Annotated in this window: 15 protein-coding genes; 12 read left to right on the top strand and 3 right to left on the bottom strand. The window is 66.0% G+C overall.

Annotation, left to right across the window (positions count from 1 at the left end; translation table 11 throughout):
- Nucleotides 1-205: 205 nt before the first annotated feature.
- Genes rimO through VGQ94_08080 form a run of 8 tightly spaced genes read left to right on the top strand, consistent with a single transcriptional unit; the run spans nucleotide 206 to nucleotide 7,100 of the window.
- Complete coding sequence (gene rimO, locus VGQ94_08115; protein ID HEV2022482.1) at nucleotides 206-1,702, top strand: 30S ribosomal protein S12 methylthiotransferase RimO; 1,497 nt, start codon at nucleotides 206-208, stop codon at nucleotides 1,700-1,702.
- A 3-nt stretch (nucleotides 1,703-1,705) separates the two neighbouring features.
- On the top strand, nucleotides 1,706-1,918 hold the full coding sequence (gene yacG, locus VGQ94_08110) for a DNA gyrase inhibitor YacG (protein HEV2022481.1): 213 nt from the start codon (nucleotides 1,706-1,708) through the stop codon (nucleotides 1,916-1,918).
- Complete coding sequence (locus VGQ94_08105; protein HEV2022480.1) at nucleotides 1,902-2,435, top strand: phosphatidylglycerophosphatase A; 534 nt, start codon at nucleotides 1,902-1,904, stop codon at nucleotides 2,433-2,435. The genes yacG and VGQ94_08105 overlap by 17 nt, the downstream gene beginning before the upstream one ends.
- Before the next feature lie 47 nt (nucleotides 2,436-2,482).
- A complete protein-coding gene (locus VGQ94_08100) occupies nucleotides 2,483-3,538 on the top strand; it encodes a gluconolaconase (protein HEV2022479.1) in 1,056 nt (351 codons plus the stop codon).
- A 48-nt stretch (nucleotides 3,539-3,586) separates the two neighbouring features.
- Nucleotides 3,587-4,831, top strand: coding sequence for a competence/damage-inducible protein A (locus VGQ94_08095; protein HEV2022478.1), 1,245 nt, complete (start codon nucleotides 3,587-3,589; stop codon nucleotides 4,829-4,831).
- 17 nt (nucleotides 4,832-4,848) lie between these two features.
- Nucleotides 4,849-5,436, top strand: a complete 588-nt coding sequence (gene thpR / locus VGQ94_08090) for an RNA 2',3'-cyclic phosphodiesterase (protein HEV2022477.1) — start codon at nucleotides 4,849-4,851, stop codon at nucleotides 5,434-5,436.
- Entirely contained in the window at nucleotides 5,437-6,090 is a 654-nt protein-coding gene (gene plsY / locus VGQ94_08085; protein HEV2022476.1) for a glycerol-3-phosphate 1-O-acyltransferase PlsY, read from the top strand.
- Complete coding sequence (locus tag VGQ94_08080) at nucleotides 6,087-7,100, top strand: NAD(P)H-dependent glycerol-3-phosphate dehydrogenase (GenBank protein ID HEV2022475.1); 1,014 nt, start codon at nucleotides 6,087-6,089, stop codon at nucleotides 7,098-7,100. Before plsY ends, VGQ94_08080 begins: the two co-directional genes overlap by 4 nt.
- Nucleotides 7,101-7,197: 97 nt before the next feature.
- Here VGQ94_08080 and VGQ94_08075 read toward each other — a convergent pair whose 3' ends face one another.
- The gene (locus VGQ94_08075; protein ID HEV2022474.1) at nucleotides 7,198-9,240 is read right to left on the bottom strand and encodes a S9 family peptidase; all 2,043 of its coding nucleotides are present in this window, start codon (nucleotides 9,238-9,240) and stop codon (nucleotides 7,198-7,200) included.
- A gap of 166 nt (nucleotides 9,241-9,406) precedes the next feature.
- Between VGQ94_08075 and VGQ94_08070 the strand changes: the two genes are divergently transcribed.
- From VGQ94_08070 to VGQ94_08055, 4 genes are all read left to right on the top strand, one after another.
- Nucleotides 9,407-11,197 (top strand): HD domain-containing phosphohydrolase, encoded by a 1,791-nt coding sequence (locus VGQ94_08070; protein HEV2022473.1) that lies wholly within the window; start codon nucleotides 9,407-9,409, stop codon nucleotides 11,195-11,197.
- 12 nt (nucleotides 11,198-11,209) lie between these two features.
- The gene (gene ftsY, locus VGQ94_08065; GenBank protein ID HEV2022472.1) at nucleotides 11,210-12,160 is read left to right on the top strand and encodes a signal recognition particle-docking protein FtsY; all 951 of its coding nucleotides are present in this window, start codon (nucleotides 11,210-11,212) and stop codon (nucleotides 12,158-12,160) included.
- Nucleotides 12,161-12,202: 42 nt separating this feature from the next.
- Nucleotides 12,203-13,459 (top strand): bifunctional diaminohydroxyphosphoribosylaminopyrimidine deaminase/5-amino-6-(5-phosphoribosylamino)uracil reductase RibD, encoded by a 1,257-nt coding sequence (gene ribD, locus VGQ94_08060; GenBank protein ID HEV2022471.1) that lies wholly within the window; start codon nucleotides 12,203-12,205, stop codon nucleotides 13,457-13,459.
- 65 nt (nucleotides 13,460-13,524) lie between these two features.
- On the top strand, nucleotides 13,525-14,181 hold the full coding sequence (locus VGQ94_08055; GenBank protein ID HEV2022470.1) for a riboflavin synthase: 657 nt from the start codon (nucleotides 13,525-13,527) through the stop codon (nucleotides 14,179-14,181).
- 136 nt (nucleotides 14,182-14,317) lie between these two features.
- On the opposite strand, the gene holA is transcribed toward VGQ94_08055, so the two are convergent.
- Both holA and VGQ94_08045 read right to left on the bottom strand, forming a co-directional pair.
- On the bottom strand, nucleotides 14,318-15,442 hold the full coding sequence (gene holA, locus VGQ94_08050; protein ID HEV2022469.1) for a DNA polymerase III subunit delta: 1,125 nt from the start codon (nucleotides 15,440-15,442) through the stop codon (nucleotides 14,318-14,320).
- Nucleotides 15,443-15,444: 2 nt separating this feature from the next.
- A complete protein-coding gene (locus VGQ94_08045; GenBank protein HEV2022468.1) occupies nucleotides 15,445-15,966 on the bottom strand; it encodes an LptE family protein in 522 nt (173 codons plus the stop codon).
- Nucleotides 15,967-16,079 lie beyond the last annotated feature (113 nt).

The following is a 16,079-nucleotide window of genomic DNA, read 5'->3' as shown; positions in this document are numbered from 1 at the left end:
CAGACCCCGGAAGAGTTCCTGATCACCATCGACGATCCGCAGGTGCGCCGCTCGGTCGAGGCCTTCATCTTGCGCTACGAGCGCGCAAGATTCGGCGATTCGGCGGAAGACGCCCAGCAACTTCCTGAGCTGTACGAGTCGATTCGCTCCGGGCGCTAGCCCGCCAACGGTCCTCAGTGGTCGGATGCTAGAATCGATAGATTCCATGCCAGTTGACGAAATCACGGCAGAACCTCGCGGGAGCTCCGCGGCCGAGAGCCGCCGCACGACGAAACCCGTGCGGGTGGGCTTCGTTTCTCTGGGCTGTCCCAAGAACCTGGTCGACAGCGAGGTGATGATGGGCCTCTTGGCTGCGGGCGGAGCCGAGATCACCACGCGCGCAGAAGATGCAGACGTCATCGTCGTGAACACATGCTCGTTCATCGAAACCGCCAAGCAGGAGTCGGTGAATGCCATCCTGGAGATGGCCGCGCACAAGACACATGGACGCGTGAAAAAGCTCATCGTTGCCGGATGCCTGGTGGAGCGCTATCGCAACGAGATCCAGAAGAACATCCCGGAAGTAGATGCGGTGGTGGGCACGGGTGAGCTGGAAGACATTCTGAAAGCCGCAGGAATCGCACAGCCGAGGACGGCTGTGCCACACAGTCCTTTTGTAGTGCTTCCCTCTCGGGCTGAGGGCGAGGCGCGGGAGCAGAGCGGGCGTTTCCGGCGCGACGCCTGGGAGGGCGCGCTCGCTGACCTTCCCAACTACCTCTACGACGAAAACACACCCCGGGTTCTAGCCACGCCGCGCTCCTCGGCCTACATCAAGATCGCCGAGGGCTGCGACCATCCCTGCACCTTCTGCATCATCCCGCAACTGCGGGGCAAGTTCCGCTCGCGGAGGTTCGAGTCGGTGGTGGCGGAGGCGGAGCGGCTGGCGCGCTCGGGCGTCCGGGAGATCACGCTGATTGGGCAGGACACGACCTGCTACGGCGAGGACTTCGGCCTAAAGGACGGCCTGCCGCGGCTGCTGGAAGCGTTGGCGGGGATCGAAGAGCTGCGCTGGATCCGGTTTCTCTACGCCTATCCCAACAAGATCACGGCGCGGCTGCTGGAGACCGTCGCGGCCCACGAGAAGGTCTGCTCCTACATCGACGTCCCGCTGCAGCACGCCTCCCCTGCGGTGCTCAAGCGCATGCAGCGCGGCGCCGGGGCGGAGATCTTCCTGCGCTCCATCGAGAAGATGCGGCGGACCGTTCCCGGCCTGACGCTGCGGACGTCGTTCATCGTTGGATTCCCGGGGGAGAGCGAACGCGACTTCGAGCAGCTTTGCGCCTTCGTGCGCGCAGCCCAGTTCGACTGGATGGGCGTCTTCGGCTATTCCGACGAAGAGGGCGCGCGGGCATTCGGGGAGAGCAAGAAGGTGCCAGCCGCCGAGATCGAGGACCGCCGCGCCGAGTTGATGCGCATCCAGCAGGCGATCAGCCGCAAGAAGAAGCGCGCGCTGGTGGGAAGAGAGTTCGACCTGCTGCTGGAGGGGCCATCGCAGGAAACGGACTTGCTCTGGGAGGGCCGCACCGCCATGCACGCCCCGGAGATCGACGGCAAAGTCTTTGTCAACGACGCCGGAGGAAACTCCGAGCTGCGCGAGGGCGAGTTCCACCGCTGCCAGATCACCGAGGCCCACGACTACGACCTGGTGGCCAAACTGGTTTGAGCCATGTCCAAGCGCCTGCGCAGCCTGCGGTGCCCGATCTGCAAGGCGCTTGTTCTGCGCACGGCGGCCGAGTTCCCGTTCTGCAGTGAGCGCTGTCGCTTGATCGACCTGGGCAAATGGGCAAGCGGCAAGTACGTGGTCTCCAGCCCCATCGCGGAGCCGGAGGCCGCGGCGCTCGACGAGGCGCATCCTTCTTACGATGACGACACGGACTGAACCGACCGGCGACGCAGCCGCCGCCAGCTCCAAGGTCACCCCATGGGCGTGGTGGGTCGCCACCTTCTTCGGAACGGGATATCTGCACCCCGGCCCGGGCACGCACGCCTCGCTCATCACGGTGGTCTTGTGGTGGGTGCTGACGATGCGGCTGGCTCCCACGCAGCATCTGCCGGTGCTGGTAGTGCTGGCGCTGGTGGCGACGCTGGTGGGGATCCCGGCGGCGGGCATCGTGGCGCGGGAGAGCGGGCGCAAAGATCCGCAGCAGGTGGTGATCGACGAGGTCGCGGGGCAGATGATCGCGCTGCTCGGCTTTCCCTATTTCGTGCCCATCACTTGGAAATACCTGCTGGCGAGTCTTATACTTTTTCGAGCCTTCGACATCGTCAAGCCGCCGCCCGTGCGGCAACTGGAAGAACTGCCGGGCGGGTGGGGGATCATGCTGGACGACGTCGCGGCGGGCCTGTTGGCCCTGCTATCGCTGCAGCTTCTGATCCATTTTCGAGTGCTCTCCTGAACGTGCGGGAACCCGCGCACGACTGAGAGGGCGGACGCCGGGGACGCATGGGGATCTCAGATCGCCTGTTGGGCCGCAAGAACGTCAACGGCAAGCCGCACATCGATGCGCTCTTGCCTGCGGCCGCGCTTTTCGGAGGTGAGATCCGCATCGTGGGCAGCGGGCTGAAGCCTCCCGCCCTGGGCCGCCCGCAGGTGCAATTCGGCGACGTCAACGGTGCCATCGTCATCAGCTCCGACGACTTCCTCATCACCCGCGTGCCCGAGGGCGCGACCTCGGGCTCGGTGGTGGTAGCCATCGACGGCCATCAGAGCAACCCGCAGCCCGTCCACATCGCCGTGCCCATCGCCGAGAACCTGCACCCGGTGGCCAACCCCGCCATCGACGCGAAGGGCAACATCTTCGTAACCTTTTCCGGCTCGCGCGGGCAGAAGGTCCCGGTCTCCATCTACAAGATCGACTCCGACTTCGCGGTGAAGCCCTTCGTTTCCGAACTGATGAACGCCACCGGGATGGCCTTCGACCGCGAGGGACGGATGTACGTTTCCTCGCGCTACGACGGGACGGTGTACCGCGTCGCCCCGAACGGCACGCTCTCCACCTACGCCGAGGGCATGGGCATCGCTACCGGGATGGCCTTCGACCGCGAGGAGAACCTGTACGTGGGCGACCGCAGCGGGACCATCTTCAAGATCGGGCGTGACCGGCAGATCTTCGTCTTTGCCACGCTGGAGCCCAGCGTGGCCGCCTACCACTTGGCCTTTGCCGCCGACGGCAGCCTGTTCGTGACCGGCCCCACCACTTCCAGCTACGACGCCGTGTACCGCATCGACATGCACGGCGTGGTCTCAGTGTTTTATCGGGGCCTGGGACGCCCGCAGGGCCTGGCCTTCGACGCGGAAGGCAACCTGTATGTGGCCGCCTCGCTGGCCGGCCGCCGCGGCATCGTCAAGATCACTCCCGACCGGCAGGGTTCGCTGGCGGTCGCCGGACACGGCCTGATCGGGCTGGCGTTCACCCGCAGCCACTCTGCCATCCTGGCCACCATCAACGCCGTCCACCACCTGGCCTGGGACGTGGCGGGCCGGCCGCTGCTGGACTGATGCCGGCGCTCAACCGCTCCGGGAATCAATGAGACAATACGCCTGCGCATGAATGCCGAGATCATCGCCGTCGGCTCCGAGCTGCTCACTCCCTACCGCCAGGACAGCAATTCCCTGTTCTTGACCGAGAAGCTGAACCAGCTGGGGGTGGAGGTTGCCTTCAAGACCATCGTGGGCGATCGGCGGGCACACATCGAGGGAGCGGTGAAGCTGGCGCTCGAGCGCACGGACCTGGTGATCTGCATAGGAGGCCTGGGGCCGACCGAGGACGACCTGACGCGGGAATCAGTGGCGGCGGCGCTGGGACGCGGACTGCGGCGCGATCCGGCGCTGTCGGGCGAGCTCTACGCGCGCTTTGCGCGCCGCCGCCTGAAGATGCCGGAGAACAACCTGCGCCAGGCTGACGTCATCGAGGGCGCGGAGACCTTGCCCAACCCAAACGGCACGGCTCCGGGACACTGGCTGGAATGCGGCTCCGCCGAGGCGCGGCAGGTCGTCGTCCTGCTGCCCGGCCCCCCCAACGAGCTGATGCCCATGTTCGAGAATCACTGCATGGAACGGTTGCGCGCGCTGGTGCCGCCGCTCTACATCGCGACCCGCGTCCTCAAGGTGGCGCTGATGCCGGAGTCGCAGCTCGACGCCCAGGTGGCTCCCATCTACTCCAAGGCCAAGAAGGTGGAGACGACGATCCTGGCCGCCGCGGGAGAGGTGCAGCTGCACCTGCGGGCTCGCGCGGATTCGCAGGCGGTGGCGGAGAAGCTGGTGGAGGAGCTGGCGGACAAGCTCGAAGACGAGCTCGAGGACGCGGTGTACTCCCGCAGCGGGGAGTCCTTGGAGCAGATCGCCGGCTACTACTTGCAGATGCGCGGCGCAACCATTGCCGTGGCCGAATCCTGCACCGGAGGCCTGGTGGCCGAGCGCCTGACCCGGGTGAGCGGCAGCTCCCGCTACTTCCGGGGCGGCGTGGTGGCTTATGCTGATGACCTCAAGAGTGCCTTCCTGGACGTCCCGGCGAAGGTCCTGGCCGAGCACGGCGCGGTGAGTCGCGAGGTGGCCGTGGCCCTGGCCGAGGGAGTCCGCAAGCGCACCGGCTCGACCCTGGGAGTGGGCATCACGGGAATCGCCGGACCCACCGGGGGGAGCAGCGAGAAGCCCGTGGGCCTGGTCTTCCACGCTCTGGCCGACGGCCGCAAGACCGAAGTAGTCGAGCGCACCTTCCCCGGCGACCGGGAGAAGGTCCGCTGGCAGGCCAGCCAGCAGGCGTTGGATATGGTGAGGAAAAAGTTGATGTAGGCCCTCGGTCATTCATTATGCGTTTATTCGTTGCCATCGACATTGACGAGCCCATCCGCGAGCGCCTGACGCGCTTTCTCGACGGAGTGCGCGGCTTCGCGCCCGCCAGCGAAGTACGCTGGGTGCGGCCGGAGTCCCTACACCTCACGTTGAAGTTCATCGGCGAAGCCGGCCCAGATAGGGCGGAACAGATCCAGCGCGCGCTGAGTGGCATTCGCGTCCAAACGGCAGAGTTTACCTTCAAGGGATACGGCTTTTTCCCCACGTCCAAGGCGCCCCGGGTCTTCTGGATCGGGATCCAGGCGGGCCCCAACCTCTCGCAACTGGCGTCGGCGGTGGACGCTGCTGTGGCGCCGTTTTCCACGGGGCGGGAGCGGGCGCCCTACACTCCACACCTGACCCTGGCGCGCGCCGGCTCCGGACGTCCGCAGGGCGGGCCCGGCGATGCCGCCAGCGCCCGCTTCCAGAAGCTGCAGGAGAAACTGGCCTCTCTCCCCGAACCCGAGTTCGGTACAATGACCGCCCGCGAGTTCTTCCTGTACGAGAGCAAGCTGTCTCCCGCCGGGGCCGAGTACAGGAAGATCGAGCGCTTCGCGCTGTCCTGAATGGCTATTTACGTCCTCATTGCCGCCGCCGCCTACCTGCTGGGCTCAATCCCCTTCGGCTACCTGCTGGTGCGCGCCTTCCGCGGACACGACATCCGGGAGAGCGGCAGCGGGAACATCGGAGCGACCAATGTGGCGCGCGCCGCGCCGGGACTTGGACTGCTGACCCTGGTCCTGGACGCGAGCAAGGGAGCGCTGGCCGTGCTGGCCGCAGTAGCCCTGCTGGGCTACGCCGAACAGGGCGTCCTTGCCCAATTCAGCTGGGAGGGGATCGGTCATGCCCAGCCCGCTGCCTCGATGGCTGCCTTGCTTGCCGTCGCCGGACACGTCTTCCCTCCCTGGCTGAAGTTTCGTGGCGGCAAGGGTGTGGCCACCGGAGCAGGCGCGTTCGTGCTGCTCGCACCCAAGGTCATCCTCGCAGCCCTGGCCATTTTTCTTCTGATGGTGGTTGCCTTCCGCTATGTGGCGCTGGGTTCGACCGTGGCGGTGGCCGCGGTCCCGGTGCTGGCCTACCTGACCCGCTCTTCCGACTCTTCGCCAGCGGCTCTGGGCGCGATGTGCGCAACGGCGGTGCTGGTGGTGGCGCGTCACCACGAGAACCTGCGCCGCCTGTTCGCCGGCTCCGAACCGCGCTGGCAGTGGAGGCGCACATGAGCCGCATCGCCGTCATCGGTGCGGGTTCCTGGGGAACGGCGCTGGCCGTAGTGCTGAGCCGCAACGGACGCCACCAGGTGCGGCTGTGGGCGTTCGAGAAGGCGGTCGCCGAGGCCATCCGCACCCAGCGCGTGAATCAGATCTTCCTCCCCGGGTTTCCCTTGCCGGAGGCGGTGGCGGTGGTCACGCGCATGGAACAGGCGCTGGATGGAGCGGAGATCGTGGTGACGGCAGTGCCCTCGCAGCATTGCCGCAGCGTCTATGAACAGATGCCCGGGTCGCTGAACCCCAAGATGCTCTTCGTGAGCGCCACCAAGGGGCTGGAAAGCGGAACTTCTCACCGCATGACGGAGGTGGCGACCGACGTGATCCAGTATTCACCAGCGGGCTTTCCGCCGCGCATGGGCGCGCTGAGCGGGCCGTCGTTCGCGCGCGAGGCGGCGCGCGGCGACCCCACCGCCATCACCATCGCCTCCACCGACAAGGAGCTGGGCGCGACGGTGCAGAGCGAGTTCAGCGACCCCAACTTCCGTGTCTATACCAACGAGGACGTGGTGGGCGTGGAGCTGGGCGGCGCGCTCAAGAACATCATCGCCATCGCCGCCGGGGTGTGCGTGGGGCTGGGACTGGGGCACAACACCATCGCCGCCTTGATGACCCGCGGGCTGTCGGAAATCACCCGCCTGGCTGTGGCCTGCGGCGGGCACCACGAGACCCTGGCGGGCCTGGCCGGCATGGGCGACCTGGTCCTTACTTGCACCGGCGGCCTCTCGCGCAACCGCACCCTGGGTGTGGAGCTGGGGAAAGGCCGCAAGCTTCCAGACGTCCTCGCCGAAATGCACGGCATGGTGGCGGAAGGAGTTCTGACCACGAATGCTGCCCGCGAACTCGCCAGCCGGAAGAACGTGGAGATGCCCATCACCGCTCAGATGCACGCCATCCTGAACCAGGGCAAGCCGCCGCAGGAGGCGATCCGGGAGCTGATGACCAGGCCGGCGACGGGGGAATAGAGAAAACAAGGGAAAAGGGAAAAGTTAAAAGGAAAAAGTCAAGAACTAGAAAAGGCCAGGAAGGAAGGCTTCCCTTTTCCCTTTTCCCTTTTACTTCCTATTTCCCCGTGTGCCACTTGGCCGCGGCGGCGTTGCCCATCACGTAGCGGTCGAACCATTCCAGGTTCCGCATCATGGAGTCGCGGATGAGCTTGGGCTCGGTGAGTCCGTGCTGCGAGCGCGGGTACTTCACCATCTCCACCGTAACGCCGCGGGAGCGCAGCGCGGTGTAGAGCTCTTCGCCCTGGGAGAGCGGCACGCGGCGATCTTCGGTGCCGTGCTGGATGAGCGTCGGCGTGGTGACCTTGTCCACGAAGCTCATGGCCGAGTGCTTGGCGTAGAGCTCGCGGTCCTCCCAGGGGCGGGCGCCGAAGTAGGACTCCTGGAAGGGCGGGATGTCAGTGGTGCCGTACATGGAGAACAGGTTGGTCACGCCGGCGCCGACCGAAGCCGCCTTGAAGCGTTGCGTCTGGGTGATGGTCCAGGAGGTCATGAAGCCGCCGTAGGACCAGCCCATCACTCCCAGGCGGTCCTTGTCGGCGATGCCACGGGCCACCAGGTCGTCCACGCCGTCCTGGATGTCGTTATAGTCGGAGTAGCCCCAGTCCTTTATGTTGGCCTTGCGGAAGCGTTCGCCGTAGCCGCCCGAGCCACGCGGGTTGGGCATGAAGACGACGTATCCCTGCGAGGCAAAGGCCTGCACCGGGTAGGCACCGCGGCGCAAAGCGAATGAGGTCTGGAAGGCGCCGGCCGGCCCGCCGTGAATCACCAGCAGCAGCGGGTAGGACTTGCCGGGGGCGTAGTCGGGCGGGGTCAGCAGGAGGCCGTCGAGCTCCTGGCCGTCCGTCTTGTTCTTCCACTTCACGACTTCGGTCTTGCCCAGCGAAAGGTCGGAGACAAAGGGGTTCATGGCCGTGACCTTGCGCGGCGAGAGCTTCAAGTTTCCCTTGAGGAGTTTCCCTGGGCCTCGCAGAGCAGCGAAGAATACGTCGACAGGTTCGGACGAGGTCTCATGCAGCCAAGCCATGTTCCCGCTGGCGATGGAGATCTGGCGGCTGAGTCCGGGGCGGCCGTCCACGACCGAGACCTTCCCGTCGAGCATCACCCGCAGGACGTACTGGTCCACGCCCTTCGAGCCGGTGAAGTACACCGAGCTTGAGTCATCCGACCACTCGAACTGGTGGATTTCCTCGTCGAAGTCGCGGGAGAGCCTTTGCGGCGTTCCGCCCGCTGCGGGCGAGAGATAGAGGTAGCTGTTGGCCCACCAGTCAGTCTGGGAGGTGGCTTCATAGGCGATGTGCCTCCCGTCGGGCGACCACTTGGGACCATGGTAGGAGAGTTGGCTGTCGGCCGCCAGGTCGCGCACCTGTTTGCCGGCGAGTGTGAGGACCCGGACCGCGCTGTGAAATCCGTCCGGGACCTTGGGGGTGGGCTGCTCAGCGAAGGCGATCTCGTCGCTGCGCGGCGACCAGGAGATGGCGGTGACGTCGCCGGCGCCGGCGTACAGCATCTCCGACTGGCCCTCGGGGACGCTGGCCAGGTAGATGCGTCCCATCTTGATGTCGTGGTCCACGAGCTGGGCGTCGTCTTTGTTCTTGCGCTTCTTCTCCTCGTCGTCGGTGAGGCCTTCGGTGGCGATGAAGGCAATGCGCCGGCCGTCCGTCGCCCACTCGAAGGTGCTGACGGAGAACGTCCCGCGGGTGAGCTGCCAGGCTTCCCCGCCCTCGGGCGACATCACCCAGATCTGCTTCCGCGGCTTTTCCTCGCCCTCCTTCTTGGGCTTGGCCTCGCGGTCGCTGAGGAAGGCCAGCCACTCGCCGTCGGGTGACCAGCGCGGCGTGTCGTCGTGCTTGGGAGCATTGGTCAGCTTCATCACTCCCTTGCCCGAGGAATCTGCCAGGTAGATGTTGGTGCGAGTGACGTTCTCGTCGAAGTCGAACTCGGAGACTACGAAGGCGGCGCGGCGGCCGTCGGGGGAGATTTCGACCGAGTTAATGCCCTTGTACTTCACGATGTCGTCCAGCGTGACCGGGTGCGCGGCAAAGGCGGGCAGGCAGAACCATACCAAGGCCAGAAGAACGGATAAGAGGCGGCGATTCATGGGATCCTCCAGGATTGCAGCCGACGAAGCACACGATTCTAAACCACCCTGGCAGGCTGGCCAAGACAACGGTCCTGCCCCCTTCGTAATCGAGGGTGGGGCGATTTTCCCGGCCCTTCCGCGGCTTTCGCGGTAAAATCGCGCTCTTGGCTGCCAAATAATAATGATGCCCGCGCGCATACCCATCGTGTATCTCATCCTGGGAGTGTTGATCCTGGTGAGCGTAGGGTCGCTTGGCTTCTATTACTGGCAGGTGGTGCCTCCCAATCGGGAGCGCCTGAAAACCAACGAGAAACTGTTGCAGAATACGGTCACCGGTTCACTCAGCGACGACATCACTCAGCGGCAGAACAACCTTCGCGCCATGCTAGGCAACCTCTCCTCGGCCGTCCAGGTGGCGAGCGGGGGGGACATCGCGGCGCAGAAGGTCAGCGCGCCCGAACTTCGCGCCCTGCTGGAGAAGTTCGTCACCTCCTCCGACGACCTGGCTTACGCCACCCTGCTGAACACCGAGGCCAAGGGCATCTCCGCCGGGCGTATCGCCCCGGACGTGTTCCTGCAGCGGGAGTTGGAGCGCGCCTTCACGGCGGCCCGCGAGGGACGCACCTACAACGGCCCGCCGCTCTCTGTGGACAGTGGGAAGGAAGCGCACACCATGATGCTGGTGAGCGCGCCGGTGCTGGCCAACGGCCGCTTCATCGGGATGATTGGCGTGGTGGTGGATTTGGAATTCCTAATCACGCGCCTGAAGGAAGCGCGCGCCGGCGACCTGAAGCTCGTGACCTACGTGGTGGACCGGCAGGGCCGGCTGGTTGCAGGGGCCACTCCCGAGTTTGCCACGGGCCAGGACATGACTCGCTTCGAAATCGTGAAGGACTTCGTGAACACTGGCGGCAACGCCCGGGCCATTGTGACCGAGGAATTCAACGTCACCGAAGACAAGGAGAAAATCGCCATGCTGGGCACCTACAGTCTCGTGCCCGCACTGAAGTGGGCGGTGATTGCGCAGAAACCGCAGCGCGAAGCCTACCGAGCGGTGAACGAGATGCAGCGGGCAGCGCAACTGCTGGCGCTGTTCGCGGTGCTAGCCAGCATAGGCATCAGCGTCTTCGCATCGCGCAAGATCACCTCGCCGCTGAAGACGCTGACCGAATCCAGCCGCGCCATCGCCAAGGGCGATTTCTCCCAGCGCGTGCACCTCAAGAGCCGTACCGAGATCGGCGAGCTGGCGGAAACTTTCAACGTCATGTCCACCGACCTGGAGCGCTTCGTCGCCGACCTGAAGCGCGCCGCGGAGGAGAACCGCACCCTGTTCCTGAGCTCCATCCAGATGCTGGCGGGCGCGGTGGACGAGAAGGACCCCTACACCAAGGGCCATTCCGACCGCGTCACCCGATACTCGGTGCTGCTGGCGACGGAGATGGGCCTGGTGAGCGAGGAGGTCGAGCGCATCCGCATCTCGGCGCAGTTGCACGACGTGGGCAAGATCGGCATCGAGGACCGCATCCTGAAGAAGCCCGGTGCGCTCACCCCGGACGAGTTCGAGATCATGAAGACGCACACCACCAAGGGCGCCACCATCCTGCGCCCGGTGGAGATGCTGAAGGAGATGATCCCCGGCATCGAGCTGCATCACGAATCGCTGGACGGCCGCGGCTATCCTTACGGGCTGAAGGGCGACGCCATCCCGCTGATGGCCCGCGTCATCACCGTGGCCGACACCTTCGACGCCATGACCACCAACCGTCCCTACCAGGCGGCGATGGACCCGGAGTATGTGGTGCGCATCATCAACTCGCTGGCCAGCACCAAGTTCGATTCCCGCGTGGTGGCGGCCATCACCTCCGTCTTCGAGAAGGGCAAGCTGCGCCTGCACCGCGCGGGCGTGGTCACCGCGGAGCAGGCGGCCGCGGGCCCGCTCCCGGATAGCGTCCCCGCAGTCGACCCGAGAATGTAAGGCCATCCCCGAATGATCCAGACCTTGTTCGGCGGCGGCGAGAGCAAGAAGTCCGGCTTCCTCGACCGCATGAAGCAGGCGGTGGAGCGGACGCGCGAGAGCCTGAGCCGGCGCCTCGAGGATGTGATCTCCCTCGGCAAGGAGATCGACAGCAACACGCTCGCGGAGCTGGAGTCCTCGCTCATCGCCGCCGACCTGGGGGTGGCCACCTCGCGCCACGTGCTGGCGCAGCTTCGGGAGAAGGCGGACCGCAAACAGATCAAGGACGTGGCCGAGTTGAAGCGCCTGCTAAAGCAGGAACTGCTCGGCATCCTGACCCGCGCCGACTCGCAGCCGCGCCAGGTGGTGGAACCGCCCGAGGTCATCCTGGTGGTTGGGGTGAACGGAACGGGCAAGACCACCAGCATCGGGAAGCTGGCGCACGTGCTGCGGGCCCAGGGCAAGAGCGTCCTGCTGTGCGCGGCGGACACCTTCCGCGCCGCGGCCATCGAGCAACTGGGGATCTGGGCGACGCGCACCGGCGCCGAGCTCATCAAGACCAAACCGGGCGGCGACCCCTCGGCCGTGCTCTACGACGCGCTGGAGGCCGCCCGCGCGCGCGGCGCCGACTACGTCATCGTGGATACGGCGGGCCGGCTGCATACCAAGACCAACCTGATGGCTGAGCTGGAGAAGATGAGCCGCACGGCCGGGCGGCTGGTCCCCGGCGCGCCCCACGAGACGCTGCTGGTGATGGACGCCACCACCGGCCAGAACGGCTTGCAGCAGGCGCGCCAGTTCACGCAGTCGGCCGGGGTCACCGGGATCATCCTGGCCAAGCTCGACGGCACTGCCAAGGGCGGCGTGGTGGTGGCCATCTCGCAGGAGCTGGGACTGCCGGTGCGCTACGTGGGCGTAGGCGAGCAGCCCGGCGACCTGCTACCCTTCGATGCCGGCGAGTTCGTGGAATCGCTGTTCGCGTAGGGAAATCCGCCACAGAGACACCGAGGCACAGAGAATCCAAAGATGGACTTTGCGCCCAACGACGAACGCTTCATGCGCGAGGCTCTCGACCTTGCCCGCCAGGGCGTCGGCCTCACTTCCCCGAATCCCGCCGTGGGGGCGGTGGTGGTGCGCGACGGCAACATCGTCGGCCGTGGAAGCTACACCTACGACGGCGTGAAGCACGCCGAGGTCCTGGCGCTCGAGCAGGCCGGCGAGGCAGCGCGCGGCTCGATGCTCTACCTGAACCTCGAGCCCTGCAGTCATCAGGGACGCACCGGGCCCTGCGCCGAAAGCGTCATTGCTGCCGGCGTGAAGCGCGTAGTCGCGGCGATGCGCGACCCCAATCCGCTGGTGAACGGCCAGGGTTTGGAGAAGCTGCGCGCCGCCGGGATCGAGGTAGTGGAAGGCGTTGGCGAGGCCGAAGCCCGCAAGCTGAACGAAGCCTTCGCCAAGTACATCCGGCAGAAGACGCCACTGGTGACGCTGAAGGCCGGGATGACGCTGGACGGCAAGATCGCAGCGCCGCCGGGAGAGTCGGAGAGCCCCTCAGCGCCGGGCGCGGGAGACGCTTCGGCGGGCTGGATCACAAGCGAAGAGGCGCGCGCCCATCTGCAGGAGTTGCGCCACGCCTCGGATGCCATCCTGGTGGGCGTGGGCACCATCGTGGCCGATGATCCCCTGCTCACCGACCGCAGCGGGCGTCCGCGGCGGCGTCCGCTGATGCGGGTGATCTTGGATTCCCGGCTGCGCCTGCCGCTGGATTCGCGCGTGGTCAAGACCGCGAACCAGGACGTGCTCATCCTGTGCTCGATGGCCGAGGAAAAACGCAAGCAGGCGCTGGAGGCCCACGGAGTGCGCGTGGAGCAGGTGGCCATGGTCAGCGCCGGCCGGCCGACGGCCTCGAACGTCCGCCGCATGCCGGTGCGGCGGCGCACCGGCACCGGCGCTCCCATCAAGCCGGCCCCGTCCCCGGGAATCGTTCCCGCCGGCCGGCCCGACATGCAGAAGGTGGTGGAACGGCTGGGCGAGTTGGAGATCACCAGCGTCTTGAGCGAAGGCGGCGCGCTGGTGAACTGGGCCGCGCTCGCCGCCGGCATCGTGGACAAGGTCTTCCTCTACTATGCTCCCAAGATCCTGGCCGGCACCGGCTCCGTGCCCTTCGCCGCCGGCGAGGGATTCCGGCGGGTGAGCGAGGCCGCCAAGGTGAAGTCGGTGACCCTGCATCGCTTCGGCGAGGATTTTGCCGTGGAGGGATATTTGCTGGACCCCTATGAGTAGTATGGGTAGGGGTCCTTCGACTCGCGCATGCGCTTGGCGCGCGCTCAGGATGACAGTGAAGGATTATGTTCACCGGGCTGATTGAAGAAGTAGGACGCGTCCTGCGGGTGGAAAAGAGCGCGGGCGAGGGCGCCCGCGCCACGCGCATCGTGGTGGCGGCGTCACAGTTGACGCAGGAACTGAAGAAGGGCGACAGCGTGTGCGTGAGCGGCGTGTGCCTGACCGCGGTCGAGGTCTCGCCCGACTCCGTGACCGCTGACCTGGCCGCCGAGACTGTGGCGCGTACCTCGTTCGCGCGCATCGCGGAGGGCACCGAGGTCAACCTGGAATTGCCCATGCGCTTCGGCGGAAGCATGGGCGGGCACGTCGTCCAGGGCCACGTGGATGGCGTGGCCAAGCTCGTAGCACTCGAGAAGGTCGAGGGCGGCGAGGACTACTGGCTGCGCGCCGAGATCCCGGCGGAGTTGGCGAAGTACGTGGTCTTCAAAGGGTCGATCGCCATCGAGGGCATCAGCCTGACGGTGGCACGCATCGAGGGAACCACGCTCACCGTGGCCATCATTCCGCACACCTACGAAGTCACCAACCTCAAGTCGCTCAAGCCCGGCGATGGCCTCAACCTCGAAGTGGACATCCTGGCCAAGTACGCCGAGAAGATGCTGAAGGGCGAGGACGTTCCGGGGGCGGTGACGTTGGAGCGGCTGATCAGCGAGGGTTTCTAGGTTCTCGTCTCTCGTTTCTTGCCGCGATAGGGGTCCTTCGACTCGCGGCTCGCTTCGTTCGCCGCTCGCTCAGGATGATAGGTGCACAAATCTCAGCGTCCTCCACGTCCTCTGCGGTTGTCATTCGGCAGTCCAGCTAGACCGGCAATTCTTCCTGCTGCCAAACCGGCGCGGTGGCTTTGGGTGGCGCGGACAGCTCTAGAACCAGCTGCTCGAGCACTAGGCGCTTGCTGGGGGGATTGGAGCGCAGAGCGAGATCGGCGCGGGCGATGAGGCGCAGGGCGCGGGTCAGTTCGCGCCGCGAGGAGTAGCGGCGGGCCTGGCGGATGAGGTCGTCGGCGGCGAAGGGCGGGACGCGGAAGCCCTGCCACAGCGCCTGCCAGAGCTGGCGCTGATCGCGCACCTTGCGCTCGGAGATGACCAGCATCTGGCGGAAGGTCTTGGCCAGCATGTAGAGATGTCCGATGGCAGCCTCGTCGGCGCCGCCGGCGGCCAGCAGCGCGTCCAGGACCTCGAGCGCCCGAGTCCTGTCCTTGGCGGAGATGGCGTCGGTGAGCTCGTAGAGCGAGCACTGCTTGGCGGCCAGCACCATCGCTTCCACGTCGCTCAGGGTGATGCGCTTCTTCTCTCCCACGTAGAGCATGAGTTTCTCCAGCTCGCTGGAGATGAGCATCAGGTCGGCGCCGAGGGAATCCACCAGCTCGCGCGCGGCTTCGGGCTCGACCTTCACGCCCTTTTCGGCGGCAAACTCGATGATCCAGCGCGCGCCCTCGCCCTCTTCCACCCGCGCCAGATCCACCACGCCGCAGTAGCGACCCAGGGTCTCGCGGATGCGCTCGTAGCGCTCTTTGTCGGTGAGCTCCATGCGCCGCGGGTCGGCGAGGATGCTGATGTGGTCGGCGATGAAGATCAGGACTGCGTCCGGGTTGGGATTCTTGACGTAGGCCTCGATGGCGGTGAACTCGTCCTGGTGCGAGCCGCGGCCGTAGAGCGTCTTCACGCCGCGGATGAGAAAAACCTGGAAGGGCGCCATGAGTGAGGGCGTGCGCGCGCGGTTGAGCACTTCGGGCACCGAGATCTCCGCCAAGTCCAGCTCATGTAGGCAGAAGTCGCGGCAATCGGGGGCGACCAGATGTTCGAGCAGCGCTAGGCGGCACTGGCGCTGGAAGAAGGCTTCGTCGCCCACCAGGACGTAGGCGGCCCGCAGCTTGCGCGCCCGCACCTCCGACTCGAAACGTTCGGCGGGCGCGAAGCCGCGCATGGTCAGTACGCCTCCAGGACGTTGCTCACCAGAGTGCGCGCGAAGTCACGGGAGAGGCGGTCGAGCGCCGGGGTCTCCTCCTCGAAGAAGCTGGAGATCTCGCGCGACACCTGGTACTGCTCGCGGAAGATGTAGTTCTGATTCTCGTAGAGGACCTTGCCCTTGCGATCCACCAACTGCACCTTCATGGTCACGGTGATCAAGGCCGAGGAGGCGCGGCCGGTCTTGGAGTCGTAGGTGAGCGGCGCAAACTCGGTGGTCAGCACGTCGCCGCGCAGGGTGGCGTCGGCGGAGTCGGTGGCTTCATTGGCGATGCGATAGTTGGTGCGGGTGAGGAACTCGTGCACTACCGCCGCGGTCAGCACCTGCTCCACCCGATAGGTGTGGGTGTGGTTGACGAAGGCGGGAATGGCGATGGTCTTGAGGTCGGGAGGAAGCTTGGCGGCGTGTCCCGCGCTGTGGTATCCGCAGCCGGCCGAGGCCAGCGCAAGAAGCAGGACGAGAACGCCAGCGGTCTTCCTCACTCTGCCCTCCCTGCGGCGGAGACTTCTTTCTGCGCCTTAATGTAAATCGAAAAGCTAGGACTGTGGAAGGTGGGCGCCTGCACCAGCATCCGCGAAGGCACGGGCAGGCTGCC

The organism is Terriglobales bacterium (genome assembly GCA_035937135.1).
Lineage (GTDB): Bacteria > Acidobacteriota > Terriglobia > Terriglobales > Acidobacteriaceae > DASYVL01.
The sequence above is the reverse complement of the archived record's forward strand: the minus strand, read 5'-3'. Positions and strand labels throughout refer to the sequence as shown.